Here is a 17,990-nt window from a genome sequence, read left to right as displayed (position 1 = left end):
GCTGCGGCAAGTGCAGCTTCGAACAAGACAGCCGCATGCACTTGCGCCGATACTGCGGACTTCGTGTCCGTGGTTCGGGTCGTCCGATGCTGGTTGTCTTCAATGCCGTTGTCTTCGTCGTTCTCTGGTCGACGGGTTTCGTGGTCGCGCGCGCGATCAAACCTTTCGCCGATCCCAATCTCTTCCTGCTCGCGCGTTTCGGCGGCACGGCGCTGCTGTTCATGGCGGCGGCGCTCGTCGCGCGCGTCGAATGGCCGACGGGCCGCGCGCTCGGCAAGCATCTGATCGCGGGCGCGCTGCTGCAAGGCGTCTATCTCGGCGCAGGATACTGGGCTGTCGCGCAAGGCATGAGCGCGGGCATCATGGCGCTGCTCGGCGCGCTGCAGCCGCTGCTGACGGCCGCCGTGGCCGCGCCGCTGTTCGGCGAACGTCTGTCGGGGCGCGGCTGGACAGGCATGATGCTCGGTCTCGTCGGCGTCGCGCTGGTGCTCGAACCGAAACTCGTGGCAGCGCCCTCGCCCGTCGTGCAAGGCCATGCGGGCGACGTGCCGCAATGGCTGGTGATCGGCGTGTCGATTCTGGCCGTGTGCGCGATCACGGCGGGCACGCTGATCCAGAAGACGTCGCTGTCGAAAGCCGATATCCGCAGCGCGAGCGCCGTGCAGAACTTCGGCGCGGCTGTGGTCGTGCTGGTGTTCGCGCTGGCGCTCGGCGAGCACAAATGGATTCCGTCGCCGACGCTCTGGATGTCGCTCGCGTGGGGCATCGTGATGCTGTCGGGCGTGAGCGTCACGCTGCTGGTGTGGATGGTGCGGCGCGGCGACGCGTCGCGCGCGACGGCGCTGCTATTTCTCGCGCCGCCGCTGGCCGCGCTCGAAGGCTATGTCGGCTTCGGCGAAACGCTGACGGCGATTCAGGTGGCGGGCTTCGTCGTCGCGCTGATCGGAGTTTTGCTGGCGCGGTCGTGACCGCGCTTGACCGCGCTGCTAGTCGGCCGTGTCGGCGTTGGCCGGCACCTTCGCGCGCGCCTTGCCGCTCGGCGCCGGCGACCACGCGGGCCGCGCCTTGCGCTGCGAATCGACGACGACGATATAGCGCCCCGCCCACGGCGTCGCGACGCGGTTCGAATGCAGCACCCACAGCGAGCGCCCTTCGGCGACGAGCGCCTCGTAATCGCGATCGAGAATGCCGTAATGATCGAGGAACACGTTCAGCGACGCCGGAATCCGCACACAGCCTTTCGAGTGGCGGATGCCGAGAATCGGTTCGAGCCTGTCGGGGTCGGTGGCGTGCATCTGAAAGCGCATCTGCGACATGCCGCCCTTGCCCCAGCCGCGCTCGCCTTGCGCCCAGCCGAGATCGAAGATGCGCATGTCGTGATTGCCGTAGCCGCGGATGCCGTTCTGGTTCATCGTGCCTTCCGCGCGGAAATCCATGTTGTCCGGCGTGTGCTCGAACACGCCGAGCGGCGTGATGAAGTGATCGTACTGACCGGGACGGCCCGTCGCGACGGGCGACGCGCCGATCATCTGCCAGGCGTCGGACGGCGTCGCGCGAAAATAGATGAAAAGCGCCTGCACGTTCTCGCTGCGATCGACGAGCACCACATATTCGGCCGACAGGTTGCCCAGATCGTTCTGCGCGAGCGCCTGCTGCAGACGCTCGCCGTACGCGCGCTGTTCGGCGGCGGGCACTTTCAGACGACGGGTGACGCTGCTCGCGAACACATCGCGCATCAGGAACGCGCGGCGCGGATCCATTCCGCCGACGGCATCGTGCGTCGCGACACCGGATGCATCGACGGCAGGATTGGCGGCGTCTTGCGGTGAGGTTTGCGGCGCAATTTGCGGCACATTCTGCGCGAACGCGGGCACGGCGAGCGCCGCGGCAAGCGCAACGGACAGCGATAACGCCCGCCGACGCAAGCATGCACGCAGCGCCGATGCGATCCTGTCGCCGCGCAACTCCCCGTCATCGATGCGCAGATTACCGATCTGCGAATCCGCCGTCTCTCGTGCAGGCGGAATAAACATGTTGTTGTCTTTTTTGCTAGTCATTTTTGTTCGAACATCACTGCATGTCGCCCGTCCGCGCAGCTGCTCGTGACACGCTGCCGGACGTCTTCCGGCGACGAGACGTCGCTCGCGCACCGGGCTGATGATGATGACAAACCCATGCTTCCACTGTCCGATGTTCGGCGGAACTGCGTCCGTCGAATTAACGCGCCAATCGGTCAGAATGGAATATAGGTTTGCATCATTAAACCAGACAAAGCATGACAGCGCACCGAATCCGGCAGTTCATGCAATCATCGAAGCCGAAATCACCGCGTCTTGCGAGGAGAACGCCGATGGACCAGCAGCAACGCGCCGTGCGTCAGCGGCAGATTGCAGCAGAATTGCACGTCGCAGACACATTCGATGCCGCGCGCGAAATCGAGCGGCGCGTCGCGTTTCTCGCCGACTATCTGCGTGCGAACGGATTGAGCGCGTACGTGCTCGGCATCAGCGGCGGCGTCGATTCGTCGACGGCGGGCCGGCTCGCGCAACTTGCCGTCGAGCGTCTGCGCGACGCCCGGTACGACGCGCGCTTTGTCGCGATGCGTTTGCCGTATGGCGTGCAGCACGACGAAGCCGATGCGCAGCAGGCGCTCGCGTTCATCCGTCCCGACGAAACGCTGAAGGTCGACATCCGTCCCGCCGCCGACGCGATGCTCGCGTCGCTCACAGCCAGCGGCCTGCCCTTCGCCGACGAGTCGCAGCAGGACTTCGTGCACGGCAACATCAAGGCGCGCCAGCGGATGATCGCGCAATACGCGGCGGCAAGCGCGCGGCGCGGCGTTGTGATCGGCACGGACCACGCGGCGGAATCGGTGATGGGTTTCTTCACGAAATTCGGCGACGGCGGCGCCGATGTGCTGCCGCTCGCGGGACTGACCAAGCGGCGCGTGCGCGAACTCGCCACGACGCTCGGCGCCAGCGATGCGCTCGCGCACAAGGTGCCGACCGCCGACCTCGAAATGTTGCGCCCTCAACGTCCCGACGAGGACGCGTACGGCATCCGTTACGCGGACATCGACGATTTTCTCGAGGGCAAGCCCGTGAGCGATGCGGTGTTCGACACCGTCATGCGCTTCTATGACAGCACGCGTCACAAGCGGGCGCTGCCCTACACGCCTTTCGATTGAACGCGCGGCTGCGCGCTGCGGCGTGAATTACGGACGAGGCCGCGGCGGGGCTTCGTCGCCACCGAACGGCACGGCGCTCACCTGCAGCGACACGCCGCCCAGCTGCTTGCCGTTGAATTGCTGCGCGATGACGTCGGCGACATAGGCGTCGTCGGCATCGACATCGACCTTGGCGTACGCGTTCGACGTGCCCTGCTCGAACACTTCAATGTCTTTCGCATAATGGCCAAGTTCGTGGCCGAGAAAATCACGCACTTCCTGCTCCGAGCACGACTCGGGGATGTTCCACACGATGATCTTCATACGCACCACGCTCTCTGTTGATGGTGGTCATACTGCTCTGATACCGCACTGACACCGCCTTGACACCGCATTGACAACAACCCTCAGCGTAGCCAGAAACGTGCCCCGCGGCAACGCAGAGTGCGACATACCGCCTGCGTTTGACTTGCTGAACTTAATCCGCGTTCTCGACGTTCGCCGCGCTGACCCACCACGCCATCTTGCCTTGCGGCACGTGCACGAGCACGGCGGAAGGATCGGAGACACCGTCGTCGGCGATTTCACAAACATCGAGTCCGTCGGGCAGACGTTTGACAGTGCCTGCGTCCTGAAAGAGCGCAAGGCGATGCACGTCGAGCGGGCGCAGCTGACGGTACACGTCGTAGCTGATCGCGCCCGGCGTGTCGCCGCGAATTTGCAGCGCGTCGTCCTTGCCGCACGGCGATGCCGCCAGTGCCGCCTGGCTCGCCGCAAGGCAGCCGAGCGCGGCCAGGGCGATAGCGATGAATGATTGCTTCATGTCGGTTCTCCAGAATGTGACGGTTGGCCGCGTACTTCGATGTATCGCGGCGTCCGGGAAGGCGGACCGGATGCGGGCCGAATGCGAACCAGTCGTCGCGGTATGCGTCAGGAGCCGTCGTCGCCGATCGACGCCACGCCGCCAGCGCTGTCACTGTCGCACGGTGCGCTGCCGAAGCCCGCATAGTGCGCCGACCAGTTTCCGGCGATCGCAGTCTGCGCCTCGCTCAGACTCATGCGCCCTTCGCACACGCAGCGCTTGAGCTTCGCCGTCAGCAGTTCCTTGCGGCGCTCGCCTTTGTGCCCGCCCCACGGCAACAGATCCAGGTTATCCGGTGCATCCGGCGATCCGCCCAGCACGATCGGCACGCGACGGTCCAGCGCGTAGCGCGTGCCATGTTCGCTGTCGATACCACGCTCGGCGAGCAGCCGGTCCTTGTGCTCCATCATGTCGTCGAACGGTGGCGAAACGGTGTCGGCGTAACCGGGCCGGCAGATCGTCGCGGTAATGTTCTGCTGCGTCACGCGGTCGTCGAGCATCGACGCATCCTGCGCAAACGACGACGCGGCATGCAGAGACAAGCCAGCACACACGATTACGAGCGCGACACCGCGCCTGCGCATCGCTCGCGCGCGGTCCACGACACGACGTGCATCGCGGACAATGGATTCGATTCGATCAACGCCATGCGCCTGAGCGGGCGCGTTCACCTTCCCTGCATTCATTAATCAGCGCGCCTTCGAACAGCGCGGAAGAGTTAATTCGCAAGGCAATTAAAACACATCCGGGACGCATGACGTAAATACCGACCGATTTGCGGTCCGTTTTGCGCCCCGTTTGAATCGCTTGACAATCTCGATGCTGAAGGCATCGAGGGCATCGCAATGTACATGCGATGCCCTCGATGGCGGCATTTTCAGGGCAGACGCGTCCCGAATCTGACGCGTGAAAAAAAGCGTTCAATGCATCTTCGCAGCCGTGAGCGCCTGCAACTCCCGCACGCGCCCGAGCGCGGCCGTGTTGGTGACCGCTGCCTCGTACATCGACGCGAGATCGGCCTTCAACGCAGTGCGCGAGCCCCCGTCGAGATACACCATATGGCCCGACGGATAAAAGCGCGCTGACAGGTTGTCGCGCACGTGCTGGCTCAGCAGCGGCATCTGCTGCAAGTCGATCACGGTCTGATAGAACGGCGTGACGAAATCGTAGAAGCCGTTCGCCGACAGCACTTTCAGATCGACATTGAGCGCCATCACAGCCGCAAGATCGCCCGCCGTGTACAGGATGATGTTGCCCTTGCTGTCGAGGCCCTTCTGTTCGCCCGTCGGATCGATATGGCCGAAGTCCCAGAACTTGAACGCCTGATCGTTGAGGTCCGTGAACGCCGAGTTCGACGTAAACTTCAACTGCTCGTTGAGGTAGACGTTCCACATCGTCGTGTAGACGCCTGTGACGGCCGTCATGGTCGGATCGTTGCCGCCCGAGTTCGGATCGATCTTGCCCGCGATGCCCGTTTCGATCGCCGTCACGCGGCCGTCGTACGCGCCGAGCGCGAGCCCCTTCGACTTGAGCAGCGTGGTCAGAAACAGCGAATTGCCGCGGCTGTCGTAACCGGCAATATCGAGGCTCCACGCCAGAAGCGTGGTCTTGTCGATGCCCGTGTACTCGCTCAGCTTCTCTACCACGGCGTTGTCGGTGGTCGGGAACTTGCGCAGCGCGTTCAGGTAGTCGGTGCGCGCGAACTGAGCGACCTCTTCGACGAACTGGCCGAGATCCGTGGGCCTCGGCGCGACGCCGAGTTTCTTGTGATACCACGCGTCGGCGGCGGCCGTGGGCAATGCGCCGATGGGATTGCCCGCCTGCGTGTAGTCGAGAATCGACGACTGCAGCGTAATGCCGTTCAGATCGACGCCGTCTTCGTGCAGCTTGTAGGCGAGCACGCAGCTGCGCGCCGTGCCGTACGACTCGCCGAACAGAAACTTCGGCGAGTTCCAGCGATTGTTCTTCGTCAGATAGCGCTTGATGAACTGCTTGATCGAATCGGCGTCCTGATCCACGCCCCAGAAATCGCGGTTCTTGCGTGGCGCGACGGCGGCCGAATAGCCCGTGCCGACCGGGTTGATAAAGATGAGATCGCTCTTGTCGAGCAGACTGTCGGGGTTATCTTCCATCTGATACGGCGCGGGCGGCGTGAAGCTCGGCATCGACGTCTTGATGCGGCGCGGCGCGAATGACCCAAGCAGCACGAACACCGACGACGAACCCGGCCCGCCGTTATAGAAGAACGTGAGCGGCCTCGTCTCTTCCTTCTGGTTGTCCTGCGTGAAGGCCACATAGAAGAACTTGGCCGCGGGTTGCGAGCTGGAAGGATCGACGGTCACCAGATGGCCGGCTGTGGCCGTGTAGTTGATCTTCTTGCCACCGATCGTGACCGAATGCTTCGTGATCGCGGCGTTCTCGCTCGTGTCCGTAACCGAGTCGTCGGGGCCGTTGCCGTATGCGACGGGATCGAAGAACGGCTGGTCGCCGGCCTTGTGCGACCCGCTCGCGGCGGACGCTTCCTGCGCGGCATGTGAATTGTGAGGCGACTGCAAACTGCCGGAAGCCGATTCTGTGTTCGTCATGATCGCTCCATCGAATGCCTGTTGTAATGCCCACTGTTGCGATGCGTTGATCGCCGCCTTTATGCCAACCGGGTGCCATTTGCGTGACACCTGTTACCACCCAAACCGTCCGCTGCTCAGACTATAAAGCTGCCGCGACCTTCACACCATTGGGGCTGCCCAATCCCGTGCAGGCGTCCCAGCCCGTGGTCGCCGAATAACTGCCGTTGTTACCCTGCGTGATGTCGTTGCAGGCGCCCGACGCCTTGTACAGCTTCGGATTGACGAAGCCGACGGGCGCACCCTTCGCGCCGTTGATGCGTGCGATCAGCGCGGCCCACAGCGGCGCGACGGCGCTGGTGCCGCCCACCACCGTGTTGTTGCCGTCGACGATCACGTCGTAGCCCGTGAGCGGCGATGCGTCGCCCGCCACGTCCGGCACGCCGCGCCCCGTCAACGCGCGCTTGCCGCCTTGCGCAGCCGATGTCGACAGTCCTTCCTGCCATGCCGGCACGGGAAACGTGGCGCTCACGCCGCCGCCCGTCGCGCCGCCGTTCGAGCCGTCGTTCCACACGACTTCATGCGAAACGGATTGCCCGGAGCCTTGCAGACTGGTGCCGCCGCATGCGAGCACGTAGGGACTCGACGCCGGAAAGTCGACGTGATCGCTGCCGTCGCCGACACCGTCGCTGGAACCGCTGTCGCCCGATGCCGCGCACACCGTCACGCCGATCGCCGCAGCGGATTGCAGCACGTCGTTGAACGCGTTCATTGACTGCGCGGTCCACACGCTTTCCGGCGCGCCCCAGCTGATCGAAATCACCGACGGCTTGTTGGTCTTGTCGTGCACGGCCTGGCTGACGGCGTCGATAAAGCCGGCGTCGCTATTGGTCGTGAAGTACACGGCGATGGTCGCGGCAGGCGCAATGGCGCCTGCGATCTCGATGTCCAGCGTCACTTCGCCGTCGGGTCCGTTCGGATCGCCCGTGGGGTGATTGTCGCCCTGATCGACGCCGACGGAGACCACCTTCGGCGTGCCCACGCCGAGGCTCGAAAAGTAGCTGTCGAGATCGGCTGTGCGGTAACCGCCGCCCAGTTCGACGATGCCGATGCACTGGCCGCTGCCGTCGCCCTGCGGGAACTGGTACAGCGATGCGAGTTGCAACGGCGTGAACGACGACGCCGGCTGTGCTCTCGCCGGCTGGAACGGCGGCCGGATGCGGAAGTGCGGCCGCGCCTGCGGACGATCGTCGAGACCCAGCACGGCCATGACGATGCCATGCAGATCATCGGGCACGCTGATCGCGCCCGTGCGGCCGCGGAAACGTCCCATGGACTGATGTTCGTAGTGCTGCAACTGGACGTCGAACGCCTTCTGGAACTGCTCGATCTTGCCGCTCAGCACGACAGTGCGCGCCGACGCGTCTTCGCGAACCACCGTCAGACCATGTTGTGTGGCAAAGGCTTTCAGTTTCGCAATGTCTTCCGGCGAAGCGCCGAAGCGCTGTTCGAGTTCGTCACGCGTGAGCGGCTTCGCGTCCGCCGCGCCCGACTCGATTTTCTTCATCATCTGGGCAAACTGCTGCTCGTCCTTGCGACGCAGCACGACCACGATCTGAATCGTTTCCGACGGGTCGCACTGTGCGACCACCTTCGAACCGGGCGCAAGCTGGCGCTCGCTGCCGGGCAATGGATGCTTCGTCATGGTTGCGATTCTCCCTGTGCATGGCGCGAAGCCACGCGTTAGAAACACGGCGCACGCAGGGTGCAGCAAAGCGTCGGCGCGCTACAACTCGCTTGCGTCACGACGCTGGTCACGAGCCAACGACAACCATCCGACCAATCCATTCGAACACAGTTCCGGCCCGCCCGACACCTGGCCGGATGGCTAACCGAACGGCCAGCTTTTGTCGCGAACGGGATTCGCGTTACGCTGCTCCAGCAGCATTTGCGCTGTTGCGTTACGCTATGCGACCGCGTGGCCAGGAGCGCGCGCGACCCCATGAATTCGAGGACCCTCCATGACCATCTCGATGTTTCAGGCATCAGTTCCCGTGCTGATCCGCGGCCTTACCAATTTGCAGGCCATTCTCGGCAAGGGACAGGCGCACGCGGCAGAAAAGCAGATCGATCCGTCCGTGCTGACGGGCGCGCGCCTCTTTCCGGACATGCATCCGCTGGCGCGCCAGGTGCACATCGCGACGGATACGGCTAAAGGTTGCGCGGCGCGTCTGGCCGGTGTCGAAGCACCGAAGTTCGACGATGTCGAATTCACGTTCGACGAACTGCACGCGCGCATTCAGAAAACGATCGATTATCTGAAGGAGTTCAATGCCGCACAGATCGACGGATCGGAAACGCGCGAGGTGACGTTGAAAATGCGCAGCGGACCCGTCGAGTTCAACGGCTTGTCTTATCTGCTCGGCTTCGCCATGCCGAACTTCTATTTCCACATCACGACGGCTTACGACATCCTGCGTCATAACGGCGTCGAGCTGGGCAAGCTGGATTTCCTCGGCAAGCCGAATAGCTGAAAGCGGCGGAATCACCGCCAGATGAAGCGCGAACCGGCCTTAGACGCCGGTTCGCATGCACGAAAAATCACACGCGCGGCTGGAACGCGATGATGCTCATGCCAGCCAGCGTCAGCGCGACACCGGCAAGATCCCACGCGCTTGGCCGCACATGGTCGACGCACCAGAGCCAGAGAATCGCGACGGCCACATAGACGCCGCCATATGCAGCATAGACGCGGCCCGCCGCCGTGCCATGAAAGGTCAGTAGCCACGCGAACAGCGCGAGACTCAGCGCGCCCGGCAGCAGTAGCCAGGCGGAGCCGCCTTCCTTGAGCCAGCGCCACGGCAGATAGCAGCCGACGATTTCGGCGATGGCGGTCACGACATAGAGCAACAGGGTTTTCATCGGCAGAAGCGAAGTGATCAGGTGATCGATAGATGCGCGTCAGCGTTCAAGGCCGACACGCCAACACGCGGCCCTGAAGTCTATCGTCTTTATAAACACAATCACTTGGCTCGAGGCAGGCGCGGCATGCGACAGTCGCCTTTCACCCGCTACCCAACCTTTGCGAGCACGCCAGCATGAGTGTCAAATCGCCCTGTATCGACGTCTGCAAGTTCGACAGCAAGACCGGCTATTGCGTCGGCTGTCTGCGCACTCGCGAAGAGTGCAAGGGCTGGAAGAAGATGAAGGACAAGCATCGCCGCAAGGTCATCGACCAGAAGCAGGAACGCGTGGCGATGATCCGCAAGTAATCACATCGCGGAGAGCGGCGCGGCGGCCGCCCATCCATCAATCGAGCGAAAGCCGCACCGCGAAGCCGATCAGTGCCGCCGAGAACGTCCAGCGTTGCAACGTCTGCGCAAGCGGATGCGCACGTACCCAGCCGGCGATCCGCGCCGCGCCGATTGCATAGATCGCGTCGAAACAGGCGCCGAGCGCAACCAGCACCACACCCAGTTCGATCATCTGCCACGCGACAGGTCCCGCTTCCGGACGCACGAACTGCGGCAACAGCACCGAACAGAACAGCAGCGCCTTCGGGTTCAGCAGATTCGTGAACAGCCCTTTGACGAAGGCCGTGCGCAGCGCGCCGTCGTCGCTCGCGGGCGCGCTGCCCGACGGCAACGCGAACACGGGCGAGCGGAAAATCTGCACTGCCACCCACGCGAGATAAATCGCGCCGCCATAGCGCACCACTTCATAGAGCCACGGCGCATTGCGCAGCAGCGCCGCCACGCCGCACGCGGACAGCGTCACGTGCGCCGCGCGCGAGATGCTGAGCCCGAGCGACGCGGCGAAACCGTGGCGCGCGCCGCGCCCGATGCTCGTCTGCAGCACGAGCGCCATGTCCGGCCCAGGCAGCGCAAACACCACGACCAGCGCCGTGACATACAGGATCAGAAGATGAGCGGAAATCATGGAAACCTCACGTGTCGGGGCATTCATGATGCATTGACCCCGTTAGCGAATGCTGGCGATTTTCGATCGACTTTCGCAAGGAGTTAGCGGATTGACCTAAAATCCATCACATCACTAACGCTTTCCCCTCTCGAATGAACGAACTCGACAAAACCGATCGCGCGATCCTTGCCGCCCTGCAATCGGACGGCCGCATGTCCAACGCGAAACTCGCCGAGACGGTCGGCCTCAGCGAAACGCCCTGCGCGCGCCGGCTCAAACGGCTCGAAAGCGATGGCTATATCGAGCGATACCGCGCGATGCTGTCGCGTTCGGCGCTCGGGTTCGGCGTCGTCTCTTTCGTGTATGTGCGCTTCGCCGTGCACGACCGGGCCACCGCGACGCGCTTCGAGCGCGAGGTGCTGGCCATCCCGCGCATCCTGTCGTGTCACAACGTGTCCGGCAGCGCCGACTACGTGCTGCAAGTCGTCGCGCGCGATCTCGACGATTACGGCACCTTCATGCGCGACGAGTTGCGCAGCTTGCCGGGGGTGACATCGGTGGAATCGTCGCTGTCGCTGCGCGAAGTGAAGGCGAACGGCGGCTTGCCGCTCATCTGACCCATCCGCGACATGCAGCGTCGAAGACGAAATCGCGCGCGACTCGTGGCATAGTGTGCGCCTCGCCCACACGGCACGACGAAACACGGAGCATAGGCATGGATCACGCAGCGGCACGAGCCGAAGAAACCAGCGCGATGGAGCGCGTCCTGAACGCAACGAAACAGGTGCAGACGGCCTTCGCCGCGTTGCAATCGCAATTTCCGCCCGCGGGCAGCGGCCGTCCTTCGCAGATCGCGCTGCAGACTTTCGACGCCGCGCTTCAGGAACTCGAAGACGCCCAAGCCGCGTTCGACACGATGCTCAACGATCTGCTTGACGGCAACCGCTGAGCCGACTACGCGCCGGATGCTGATGGCGCCCGGCGCAACGCGCGGCGTGAGCGGCTAAACGCCTGACGCGTATGCCGCGGATATGGGCGGAGATGCACGAGGCAGACAGTTAGTTGCGATTCAGATACCCTCAAGTCATCATCCCAATGAATACCCACAGATTCATCAAATAAACTTCAGGAATGCCCTGGCCACCGCTAAGCTGGCTTCACCTCTTCCCTGGCGAAGCATGCGATGGCGGAACTCTTTCTGGTACGGCACGGCCAGGCGTCGTTAGGCACTGACGACTACGACCGGCTTTCGCAAGTCGGCGAGCAGCAAGGCATCTGGCTCGGCGAATACTTCGCGCAACGCGACATCCACTTCGACCGCGTGATGACGGGCACGCTGCGCCGTCACGCGCAAACCGCCGACGCAATCTCGCAAGGCCTCCGCGCCCCGCCGTTCAAAACCGAGATCCATCCCGGTCTCGACGAATACGATTTCCACGCCCTCTTTCGCGCGCTGGGCGATGAACACGCCGCGCTCGCCGAACGCGCCACGCGCAGTCCGCGCGATTTCTTCAAGGCTTTGCGCGAAGTGCTGCAACTGTGGACGGAAGGCGCGCTCGACGGTCGCGCGCCCGAAACATGGCAAGCGTTCCAGCAACGCGTCGCCGATGCGCGCCGCGCGATCCAGCATGGCAGCAGGCAGCGCGTGCTGGTCGTCAGTTCGGGCGGCGTGATCGCCGCGCTCACGCAGCAGATCCTGCAGGCGCCCGCCGCGACGGCCATTGCGCTGAACATGCAGATCCGCAACAGCAGCGTCAGCCATTACTTCTTCAATCGCGACACGCTGCAACTGTCGAGCTTCAACGGCATCGGCCATCTCGACGATCCGCAGCGCCGCGCCTTTCAGACCTACGGTTAATCCGCGAACGACGCCTCGAACGATATGACCAGCGATCAACACGACACCACGCTCGATCTCGAACGCCTCACGCCTTATCTGGAGCAACACGTTGCCGGCTTTCACGGCCCGTTGCGCGCGACGAAGTTCGCGGGCGGGCAGTCGAACCCGACTTACCTGCTCGACGCGCAAAGCGGCCGCTATGTGCTGCGCCGTCAGCCGCCCGGACAACTGCTGAAGTCCGCGCACGCCGTCGATCGCGAATTCCGCGTGCTGAGCGCGCTCGCCGATACGCCCGTACCCGTCGCGCGCGCATGGCATCTGTGCGAAGACCGCGATGTGATCGGCAGCCTGTTCTATCTGATGAGCTACGAGGAAGGCCGCATCTTCTGGAACCCGGCGCTGCCCGAAGTGGAGCGCGATGCGCGGCGCGATTACTACGCGTCGATCGTGAAGACGCTCGCAGCGCTGCACGACGTCGATCCGCAAGCCGTCGGACTCGGCGATTACGGACGCGCAGGCAATTACTTCGAACGTCAGATCGGCGTGTGGACCAAGCAGTATCGCGCCGCCGAAACGCAGCGCATCGACGCGATGGAAGCGCTGATCGACTGGCTGCCCGCGCACTGCCCCGCCGATACGCAACAGGCGTCGCTCGTGCATGGCGACTTCCGCATCGACAACCTGATCTTCGCGAGCGACACGCCGCAAGTGCGCGCGATTCTCGACTGGGAACTGTCGACGCTCGGCAATCCGCTCGCCGATCTCGCGTACTTCTGCATGTGTCTGCGGCTGCCGTCGCAAGGTCATATCACGGGATTGCGCGGACTAGACCGAGCGGCGCTCGGCGTGCCCGAAGAAAGCGAAATCGTCGCGCAGTACTGTGCGTTGCGCGGCCTGCCCGCCATCGACAACTGGCCGTTCTATCTCGCGTTCAGTTTCTTCCGGCTCGCATCGATTGCGCAGGGCGTGAAGGCGCGTGCGCTGCAAGGCAATGCGTCGAGCGCGGAAGCGCATGAAGTCGGTGCGATGGTCGAGCCGCTCGCGCAACTCGCGGTCGAAGTCATCGCGTAGGCGCCAAACACATTCACGACAAAACATGAAGGAGACAAGCTTGAGCACGAACCTTTTCGACCTGACGGGCCGTATCGCACTCGTGACGGGCGCGAGCCGCGGCATCGGCGAAGCAATCGCAACATTGCTCGCGCAACAGGGCGCGCATGTGATCGTATCGAGCCGCAAGATCGACGAATGCGAGCAGGTGGCGGCGACGATTCGCGCCGCGGGCGGCAGCGCGGAAGCGTTCGCATGCCACGTCGGACGCATGGAGGATATCGCCGCGACGTTCGCGCATATCCGCGAGAAGCACGGCAAGCTCGACATCCTCGTCAACAATGCGGCGGCCAATCCGTACTTCGGCCATATCCTCGACACGGATCTCGCCGCGTACAACAAGACCGTCGAAGTGAACGTGCGCGGGTACTTCTTCATGTCGGTCGAAGCGGGCAAGCTGATGAGAGAGCAAGGACGCGGCGCGATCGTCAACACGGCGTCCGTCAATGCGCTTCAGCCCGGCGACCAGCAAGGCATCTACTCGATCACGAAGGCGGCCGTCGTCAACATGACGAAGGCGTTCGCGAAGGAATGCGGGCCGCTCGGCATCCGCGTGAACGCGCTGCTGCCCGGCCTCACGAAAACGAAATTCGCGGGCGCGCTGTTCGAGAACAAGGACATCTATAACCACTGGATCAACAACATTCCGCTGCGCCGTCACGGCGAGCCGCACGAAATGGCGGGCACGGTGCTGTACCTCGTGTCCGATGCGGCGAGCTATACGAACGGCGAATGCATCGTCGTCGACGGTGGCCTGACGATCTAGCAATACATCAAGGAACACATCATGAATTTCGGCTACAGCCCCAAGGTTGAAGACTTGCGCCGCCGCGTGCGTGCGTTCATGGACGAGCACATCGTGCCGCGTCATCGTCAATGGCTCGACGAGGTGCATGCGGGCCAGTTTCCCGCCTCTTTCATGGAAGATCTGAAGGCGAAGGCAAAAGCCGAAGGCCTGTGGAATCTGTTCCTGCCGCATCTGAAGGAGGACGAGCCCGGCACGCGCCTGACGAACCTCGAATACGCGCCGCTCGCGGAAATCATGGGCCGCATTTCGTGGGCGCCCGAAGTCTTCAACTGCAATGCGCCCGACACGGGCAACATGGAACTGCTGCACATGTTCGCGACGCCCGCGCAGCGCGAGCAATGGCTCGTGCCTTTGCTCGACGGCACGATCCGGTCGGCGTTCGCGATGACCGAGCCGGACGTGGCTTCATCGGATGCGACGAACATCACGACGTCGATCCGCCGCGACGGCGACGACTACGTGATCAACGGACGCAAATGGTTCATCACGAACGCCGCGCATCCGAACTGCAAGCTCTTCATCGTGATGGGCAAGACCGATCCCGACGCGGAAACGCACCAGCAGCAAAGCATGATTCTCGTGGCCGCGAATACGCCCGGCCTGAAAGTGGTGCGCAACATTCCCGTGATGAACCACATCTCGCCGGAAGGCCATTGCGAAGTCACGTTCACGAACGTGCGCGTGCCCGCCACGAATCTGCTCGGCGAAGAAGGCAGCGGTTTCGCGCTCGCACAGGCGCGGCTCGGACCGGGACGCATCCACCACTGCATGCGCTCGATCGGCGCGGCGGAACTCGCGCTCGAACTGATGATCGAGCGTTCGCAGAAACGCAAGACATTCGGCAAGTATCTGCATCAGCACGGCGCCGTCGGCGAATGGATCGCGAAGTCGCGCATCGAAATCGATCAGGCGCGGCTGCTCGTACTGAAGACGGCGTGGCTCATCGACGAAGTGGGCGCGAAGGCCGCGCGCAAGGAAATCTCGATGATCAAGGCGCTGGTGCCGCAACTGCACACCACCGTCTGCGATCGCGCGATGCAGGTTTTCGGCGCGATGGGCGTGAGCCCCGACACGCCGCTCGCCGATCACTGGACCTGGGGACGCGCGCTGCGTTACGCGGACGGCCCCGACGAAGTGCATTTGCAAGCGATCGCGCGCATGGAGATCGGCGCGAGCAAGGAAACGCTCGGCGCGGCGGCTGCGTATCTCACTCCGCCGATGCGCGACTGATCTTCCTCGCGCAAAGCCGACACAAGGGCGCGTCGCCATAAAAGCCCTCGCTTATGATGTCGGGCGAAAGGAGACTGTGCGATGCGTCCACCGAAGCTCGATCTGAACCTGTTCGTCGTATTCGAAGCGATCTACGACAAGCGCAACCTGACGCGCGCGGCCGAAATGCTGTTCATCACGCAGCCCGCCGTCAGCAACGCGCTCGCACGCATGCGCAAGGCGTTCGACGATCCCCTCTTCGTGAGCACGCCGACGGGCATGGTGCCAACGCCATTGTCGGAGAACATCATCGGCCGGGTGCGCGAGGCGCTGCAACTGCTGGAGACGAGCGCGACGGAAGGCGACGTGTTCGTGCCCGCCGCGTCGGAGCGCACGTTCCGGCTGAGCATGCCCGATCTGACGGAAGCGATCCTGTTGCCCGCGCTCGGCGAAGTGCTGCAGCAGCAGGCGCCCGGCATGCGCATCGAAAGCTATTTCACGCCGCGCAACGAAGTGCCCGCCGCGCTCGCGACGGGCAAGATCGATTTCGCGATCGACGTGCCGCTGATCGACGATCCGCAACTGCATCAACTGCCGCTCGGCAGCGACCGTTACGCGTGCATGCTGCGTCACGATCATCCGTTCGCGGGCGACACGCTGACGATGGACGACTATCTCGCGCTCGGCCACATCCAGGTGTCGAGCCGCCGTCAGGGCAGCGGACTCGTCGATGCCGAACTGCACAGGCTCGGCAAGCGCCGGCAGATGCAGATGCGCGTGCAGCACTACATGGTCGCGCCGCTGATCGCGCTGCGCACCGACCTCGCGCTAACCGCGCCCGTGCAACTGCTGCAACGCTACGACGCACGCATTCTCGAACTGCCGTTTCCGCTCGCGAAGCTCGAATGGCATCTGTACTGGCATCGCAGCGGCGAGCAGGATCAGGCGAACCGGTGGGTGCGCGGCGAAGTCATCAGGTTGATGCAGGAAATGGGCGCGCAGCGCAAGTAGAAACATCTGGTAAGGAACGGCCTCTTTTCACGGCTGTTCCGCGAATTGGGGCTGGCCTCTTTCGGCGATCATCGCTTCAATCCGAAGGCACGCGCGCAGTTCGCAGGCAGTTTGCGCGCAGTTCCCAAGAAGACCTTCGCGACACGACCTGAGCGAAACATCGACGTAGAGAAAGACGTGAATACCTTGTTCGCACGAACGGTGCTGTTATCGGTGGCCATGTTGCTTGCCGTGCATATCGGTTATCGGCTGATCGAGTCCGTTTCTTTAACCGCCGACGAATCCCCTTTCAGCGCCACGCAGCCGGGCGCTGCGCCTGCCGCCTTCACCACTTTCACCACTCTCACCGCTTACGCATCGCGCGACGACGCCGCGCCCGATATCGACGACACGAACGGCATCGGCCCCGCCGTGTCGATCCGTCCGCATCTCGTCGATCTCGGCACACCGGTCGCGCCGAGCCTGCGCACGGCCGTCTGGTTGCCCGCCGCGTCCCTATCGATGCCGATGAACGCGCTCGCGCTCGCCGGGAGCGAATCGTCCGATAGGTGGGACGCCACATCCTTCCCGTTCGACTACGACACGCGTTTCGCGCCGTTGATCCTGTCGCTGCCGGCCGCGTTGATCGCGCTGTGCGCGTACTGGTTCTGCCAGATGCGGCGTCATCTGCGCGAGCTGGCGCAGATGGCGCGCGACGCGGACGCACATGGCAGCACACATGGCAGCGCACTGCGCGTGCCCGATCGCGGCACGTGCGACGTGCGTCTGCTCGCGCGTGCGCTGAACGATGTGATGGGCCGCCACAGCCAAGCGCTCGACGAACAGTCGACGGCGCTCGCGGCGTTCTCGCGGCAGATCGACGCGCGCGTCGCGCGGTTGCGCACGCGTGCGCTGAATGTCGCGCAATGGCACAAGCGCGTGGGTTTCATCGAGGACATCGATCTGTTTTCGAACGTCGCGCGTCAGTTCGTCGACGTGGTGGGACGCAGCGAGACGCAAGCCGCGCCTGTCTGCGTCGATGCGTGGCTGCACGATCGCTTCGTGCACGGCGCGGCGCTCGACGATGCAAAGATCGTGCTGCGGCTGAGCGCGGGCGCGGACTTCACGCTGCCGCGCAATGCGCTGGAGCGGCTGGTCGGCAATCTGGTCGGCAATGCGCTTGCGCACGGCGCGCCGCCCGTCGAAATCTGCACGCTGCGCGGCGTGCGCACATGGGTGCTGAGCGTGCGCGATCACGGCAACGGCATCAGCGAACACGATCTCGACGCGGCGATGCAGCCGTTCATGCGACTCGCGTCGAACGAGCCGCGCAGCGAAAACCCTGGCGAGCTTGAACAACATTGGGGACTCGGGTTGTCGATCGTCAGCCGGCTCGCGCAGCATTGCGGCGCGAAACTCAAGCTCGGCAATCATCCCGATGGCGGCTTGTGGGTGCGCGTGATCGTGCCGATGCACAAATCCGCCTCCCCTGTAAGGATCTCTTAAGGCGGCAACCCCTA

At 63.7% G+C, this 17,990-nt stretch carries 21 protein-coding genes; 13 read left to right on the top strand and 8 right to left on the bottom strand.

Annotated features, from left to right (window positions below; translation table 11 throughout):
• Window positions 1–86: 86 nt before the first annotated feature.
• Window positions 87–968: a DMT family transporter gene (locus QEN71_RS21245; RefSeq protein WP_201657193.1), complete on the top strand. Its 882-nt coding sequence runs from the start codon at window positions 87–89 to the stop codon at window positions 966–968.
• Window positions 969–986: 18 nt separating this feature from the next.
• Here QEN71_RS21245 and QEN71_RS21240 read toward each other — a convergent pair whose 3' ends face one another.
• Window positions 987–2,057 (bottom strand): L,D-transpeptidase, encoded by a 1,071-nt coding sequence (locus QEN71_RS21240; RefSeq protein WP_233472039.1) that lies wholly within the window; start codon window positions 2,055–2,057, stop codon window positions 987–989.
• A 293-nt stretch (window positions 2,058–2,350) separates the two neighbouring features.
• On the opposite strand from QEN71_RS21240, the gene nadE reads away from it, so the two are divergent.
• Window positions 2,351–3,187, top strand: a complete 837-nt coding sequence (gene nadE / locus QEN71_RS21235) for an ammonia-dependent NAD(+) synthetase (RefSeq protein WP_201657190.1) — start codon at window positions 2,351–2,353, stop codon at window positions 3,185–3,187.
• 27 nt (window positions 3,188–3,214) lie between these two features.
• Here the strand turns inward: nadE and QEN71_RS21230 are convergent, their stop codons facing one another.
• The 5 genes from QEN71_RS21230 to QEN71_RS21210 all read right to left on the bottom strand — a co-directional run bounded on the left by QEN71_RS21230 (window position 3,215) and on the right by QEN71_RS21210 (window position 8,297).
• The gene (locus QEN71_RS21230) at window positions 3,215–3,490 is read right to left on the bottom strand and encodes an RNA-binding protein (RefSeq protein WP_201657242.1); all 276 of its coding nucleotides are present in this window, start codon (window positions 3,488–3,490) and stop codon (window positions 3,215–3,217) included.
• 154 nt (window positions 3,491–3,644) lie between these two features.
• A complete protein-coding gene (locus tag QEN71_RS21225; protein ID WP_201657187.1) occupies window positions 3,645–3,989 on the bottom strand; it encodes a hypothetical protein in 345 nt (114 codons plus the stop codon).
• Between the two features lie 107 nt (window positions 3,990–4,096).
• Window positions 4,097–4,714 carry a hypothetical protein gene (locus QEN71_RS21220; protein WP_201657184.1) on the bottom strand — a complete coding sequence of 206 codons (618 nt, stop codon included), beginning with the start codon at window positions 4,712–4,714 and terminating at the stop codon, window positions 4,097–4,099.
• A 234-nt stretch (window positions 4,715–4,948) separates the two neighbouring features.
• A complete protein-coding gene (locus tag QEN71_RS21215) occupies window positions 4,949–6,613 on the bottom strand; it encodes a S10 family peptidase (RefSeq protein ID WP_201657181.1) in 1,665 nt (554 codons plus the stop codon).
• 121 nt (window positions 6,614–6,734) lie between these two features.
• Window positions 6,735–8,297 (bottom strand): S53 family peptidase, encoded by a 1,563-nt coding sequence (locus QEN71_RS21210; RefSeq protein WP_201657178.1) that lies wholly within the window; start codon window positions 8,295–8,297, stop codon window positions 6,735–6,737.
• Between QEN71_RS21210 and QEN71_RS21205 the strand changes: the two genes are divergently transcribed.
• Together QEN71_RS21205 and QEN71_RS21200 are read left to right on the top strand one after the other, a co-directional pair.
• A complete protein-coding gene (locus QEN71_RS21205) occupies window positions 8,296–8,484 on the top strand; it encodes a hypothetical protein (protein WP_290468218.1) in 189 nt (62 codons plus the stop codon). The two genes, QEN71_RS21210 and QEN71_RS21205, sit on opposite strands and share 2 nt — an antisense overlap.
• A gap of 129 nt (window positions 8,485–8,613) precedes the next feature.
• Entirely contained in the window at window positions 8,614–9,126 is a 513-nt protein-coding gene (locus QEN71_RS21200; protein ID WP_201657175.1) for a DUF1993 domain-containing protein, read from the top strand.
• Between the two features lie 67 nt (window positions 9,127–9,193).
• On the opposite strand, the gene QEN71_RS21195 is transcribed toward QEN71_RS21200, so the two are convergent.
• Complete coding sequence (locus QEN71_RS21195) at window positions 9,194–9,514, bottom strand: YnfA family protein (RefSeq protein WP_201657172.1); 321 nt, start codon at window positions 9,512–9,514, stop codon at window positions 9,194–9,196.
• 176 nt (window positions 9,515–9,690) lie between these two features.
• Here QEN71_RS21195 and QEN71_RS21190 point away from each other — a divergent pair, with 176 nt between their 5' ends.
• Window positions 9,691–9,864 carry a DUF1289 domain-containing protein gene (locus QEN71_RS21190; protein ID WP_201657169.1) on the top strand — a complete coding sequence of 58 codons (174 nt, stop codon included), beginning with the start codon at window positions 9,691–9,693 and terminating at the stop codon, window positions 9,862–9,864.
• 37 nt (window positions 9,865–9,901) lie between these two features.
• On the opposite strand, the gene QEN71_RS21185 is transcribed toward QEN71_RS21190, so the two are convergent.
• A complete protein-coding gene (locus tag QEN71_RS21185; protein ID WP_201657166.1) occupies window positions 9,902–10,531 on the bottom strand; it encodes a LysE family translocator in 630 nt (209 codons plus the stop codon).
• A gap of 134 nt (window positions 10,532–10,665) precedes the next feature.
• Between QEN71_RS21185 and QEN71_RS21180 the strand changes: the two genes are divergently transcribed.
• The 8 genes from QEN71_RS21180 to QEN71_RS21145 all read left to right on the top strand — a co-directional run bounded on the left by QEN71_RS21180 (window position 10,666) and on the right by QEN71_RS21145 (window position 17,976).
• Window positions 10,666–11,130: an Lrp/AsnC family transcriptional regulator gene (locus tag QEN71_RS21180; protein ID WP_201657163.1), complete on the top strand. Its 465-nt coding sequence runs from the start codon at window positions 10,666–10,668 to the stop codon at window positions 11,128–11,130.
• Between the two features lie 98 nt (window positions 11,131–11,228).
• Window positions 11,229–11,462 carry a hypothetical protein gene (locus QEN71_RS21175; protein WP_201657159.1) on the top strand — a complete coding sequence of 78 codons (234 nt, stop codon included), beginning with the start codon at window positions 11,229–11,231 and terminating at the stop codon, window positions 11,460–11,462.
• Window positions 11,463–11,696: 234 nt separating this feature from the next.
• Window positions 11,697–12,371: a histidine phosphatase family protein gene (locus QEN71_RS21170; RefSeq protein WP_201657156.1), complete on the top strand. Its 675-nt coding sequence runs from the start codon at window positions 11,697–11,699 to the stop codon at window positions 12,369–12,371.
• A gap of 24 nt (window positions 12,372–12,395) precedes the next feature.
• Window positions 12,396–13,424: a phosphotransferase gene (locus QEN71_RS21165; RefSeq protein ID WP_201657153.1), complete on the top strand. Its 1,029-nt coding sequence runs from the start codon at window positions 12,396–12,398 to the stop codon at window positions 13,422–13,424.
• A gap of 40 nt (window positions 13,425–13,464) precedes the next feature.
• Window positions 13,465–14,229, top strand: coding sequence for an SDR family oxidoreductase (locus QEN71_RS21160; RefSeq protein ID WP_201657150.1), 765 nt, complete (start codon window positions 13,465–13,467; stop codon window positions 14,227–14,229).
• 21 nt (window positions 14,230–14,250) lie between these two features.
• Entirely contained in the window at window positions 14,251–15,501 is a 1,251-nt protein-coding gene (locus QEN71_RS21155) for an acyl-CoA dehydrogenase family protein (RefSeq protein ID WP_201657147.1), read from the top strand.
• 81 nt (window positions 15,502–15,582) lie between these two features.
• The gene (locus QEN71_RS21150; protein ID WP_201657144.1) at window positions 15,583–16,491 is read left to right on the top strand and encodes a LysR family transcriptional regulator; all 909 of its coding nucleotides are present in this window, start codon (window positions 15,583–15,585) and stop codon (window positions 16,489–16,491) included.
• A gap of 177 nt (window positions 16,492–16,668) precedes the next feature.
• On the top strand, window positions 16,669–17,976 hold the full coding sequence (locus QEN71_RS21145; RefSeq protein ID WP_233472038.1) for a sensor histidine kinase: 1,308 nt from the start codon (window positions 16,669–16,671) through the stop codon (window positions 17,974–17,976).
• Window positions 17,977–17,990 lie beyond the last annotated feature (14 nt).

The sequence above is a fragment of the Paraburkholderia sabiae genome, assembly GCF_030412785.1.
Lineage (GTDB): Bacteria > Pseudomonadota > Gammaproteobacteria > Burkholderiales > Burkholderiaceae > Paraburkholderia > Paraburkholderia sabiae.
The sequence above is the reverse complement of the archived record's forward strand: the minus strand, read 5'-3'. Positions and strand labels throughout refer to the sequence as shown.

What these genes read in the sequence shown, in the direction of transcription:
- QEN71_RS21150 (WP_201657144.1), top strand. Translation starts at nt 15,583, where the DNA reads ATGCGTCCACCGAAGCTCGATCTGAACCTGTTCGTCGTATTCGAAGCG.
- QEN71_RS21205 (WP_290468218.1), top strand. Translation starts at nt 8,296, where the DNA reads ATGGTTGCGATTCTCCCTGTGCATGGCGCGAAGCCACGCGTTAGAAAC.
- QEN71_RS21245 (WP_201657193.1), top strand. Translation starts at nt 87, where the DNA reads ATGCTGGTTGTCTTCAATGCCGTTGTCTTCGTCGTTCTCTGGTCGACG.
- QEN71_RS21190 (WP_201657169.1), top strand. Translation starts at nt 9,691, where the DNA reads ATGAGTGTCAAATCGCCCTGTATCGACGTCTGCAAGTTCGACAGCAAG.
- QEN71_RS21200 (WP_201657175.1), top strand. Translation starts at nt 8,614, where the DNA reads ATGACCATCTCGATGTTTCAGGCATCAGTTCCCGTGCTGATCCGCGGC.
- QEN71_RS21220 (WP_201657184.1), bottom strand. Translation starts at nt 4,714, where the DNA reads ATGAATGCAGGGAAGGTGAACGCGCCCGCTCAGGCGCATGGCGTTGAT.
- QEN71_RS21210 (WP_201657178.1), bottom strand. Translation starts at nt 8,297, where the DNA reads ATGACGAAGCATCCATTGCCCGGCAGCGAGCGCCAGCTTGCGCCCGGT.
- QEN71_RS21180 (WP_201657163.1), top strand. Translation starts at nt 10,666, where the DNA reads ATGAACGAACTCGACAAAACCGATCGCGCGATCCTTGCCGCCCTGCAA.
- QEN71_RS21225 (WP_201657187.1), bottom strand. Translation starts at nt 3,989, where the DNA reads ATGAAGCAATCATTCATCGCTATCGCCCTGGCCGCGCTCGGCTGCCTT.
- QEN71_RS21155 (WP_201657147.1), top strand. Translation starts at nt 14,251, where the DNA reads ATGAATTTCGGCTACAGCCCCAAGGTTGAAGACTTGCGCCGCCGCGTG.
- QEN71_RS21195 (WP_201657172.1), bottom strand. Translation starts at nt 9,514, where the DNA reads ATGAAAACCCTGTTGCTCTATGTCGTGACCGCCATCGCCGAAATCGTC.
- QEN71_RS21165 (WP_201657153.1), top strand. Translation starts at nt 12,396, where the DNA reads ATGACCAGCGATCAACACGACACCACGCTCGATCTCGAACGCCTCACG.
- QEN71_RS21240 (WP_233472039.1), bottom strand. Translation starts at nt 2,057, where the DNA reads ATGACTAGCAAAAAAGACAACAACATGTTTATTCCGCCTGCACGAGAG.
- QEN71_RS21230 (WP_201657242.1), bottom strand. Translation starts at nt 3,490, where the DNA reads ATGAAGATCATCGTGTGGAACATCCCCGAGTCGTGCTCGGAGCAGGAA.
- QEN71_RS21175 (WP_201657159.1), top strand. Translation starts at nt 11,229, where the DNA reads ATGGATCACGCAGCGGCACGAGCCGAAGAAACCAGCGCGATGGAGCGC.
- QEN71_RS21170 (WP_201657156.1), top strand. Translation starts at nt 11,697, where the DNA reads ATGGCGGAACTCTTTCTGGTACGGCACGGCCAGGCGTCGTTAGGCACT.
- QEN71_RS21185 (WP_201657166.1), bottom strand. Translation starts at nt 10,531, where the DNA reads ATGATTTCCGCTCATCTTCTGATCCTGTATGTCACGGCGCTGGTCGTG.
- QEN71_RS21215 (WP_201657181.1), bottom strand. Translation starts at nt 6,613, where the DNA reads ATGACGAACACAGAATCGGCTTCCGGCAGTTTGCAGTCGCCTCACAAT.
- nadE (WP_201657190.1), top strand. Translation starts at nt 2,351, where the DNA reads ATGGACCAGCAGCAACGCGCCGTGCGTCAGCGGCAGATTGCAGCAGAA.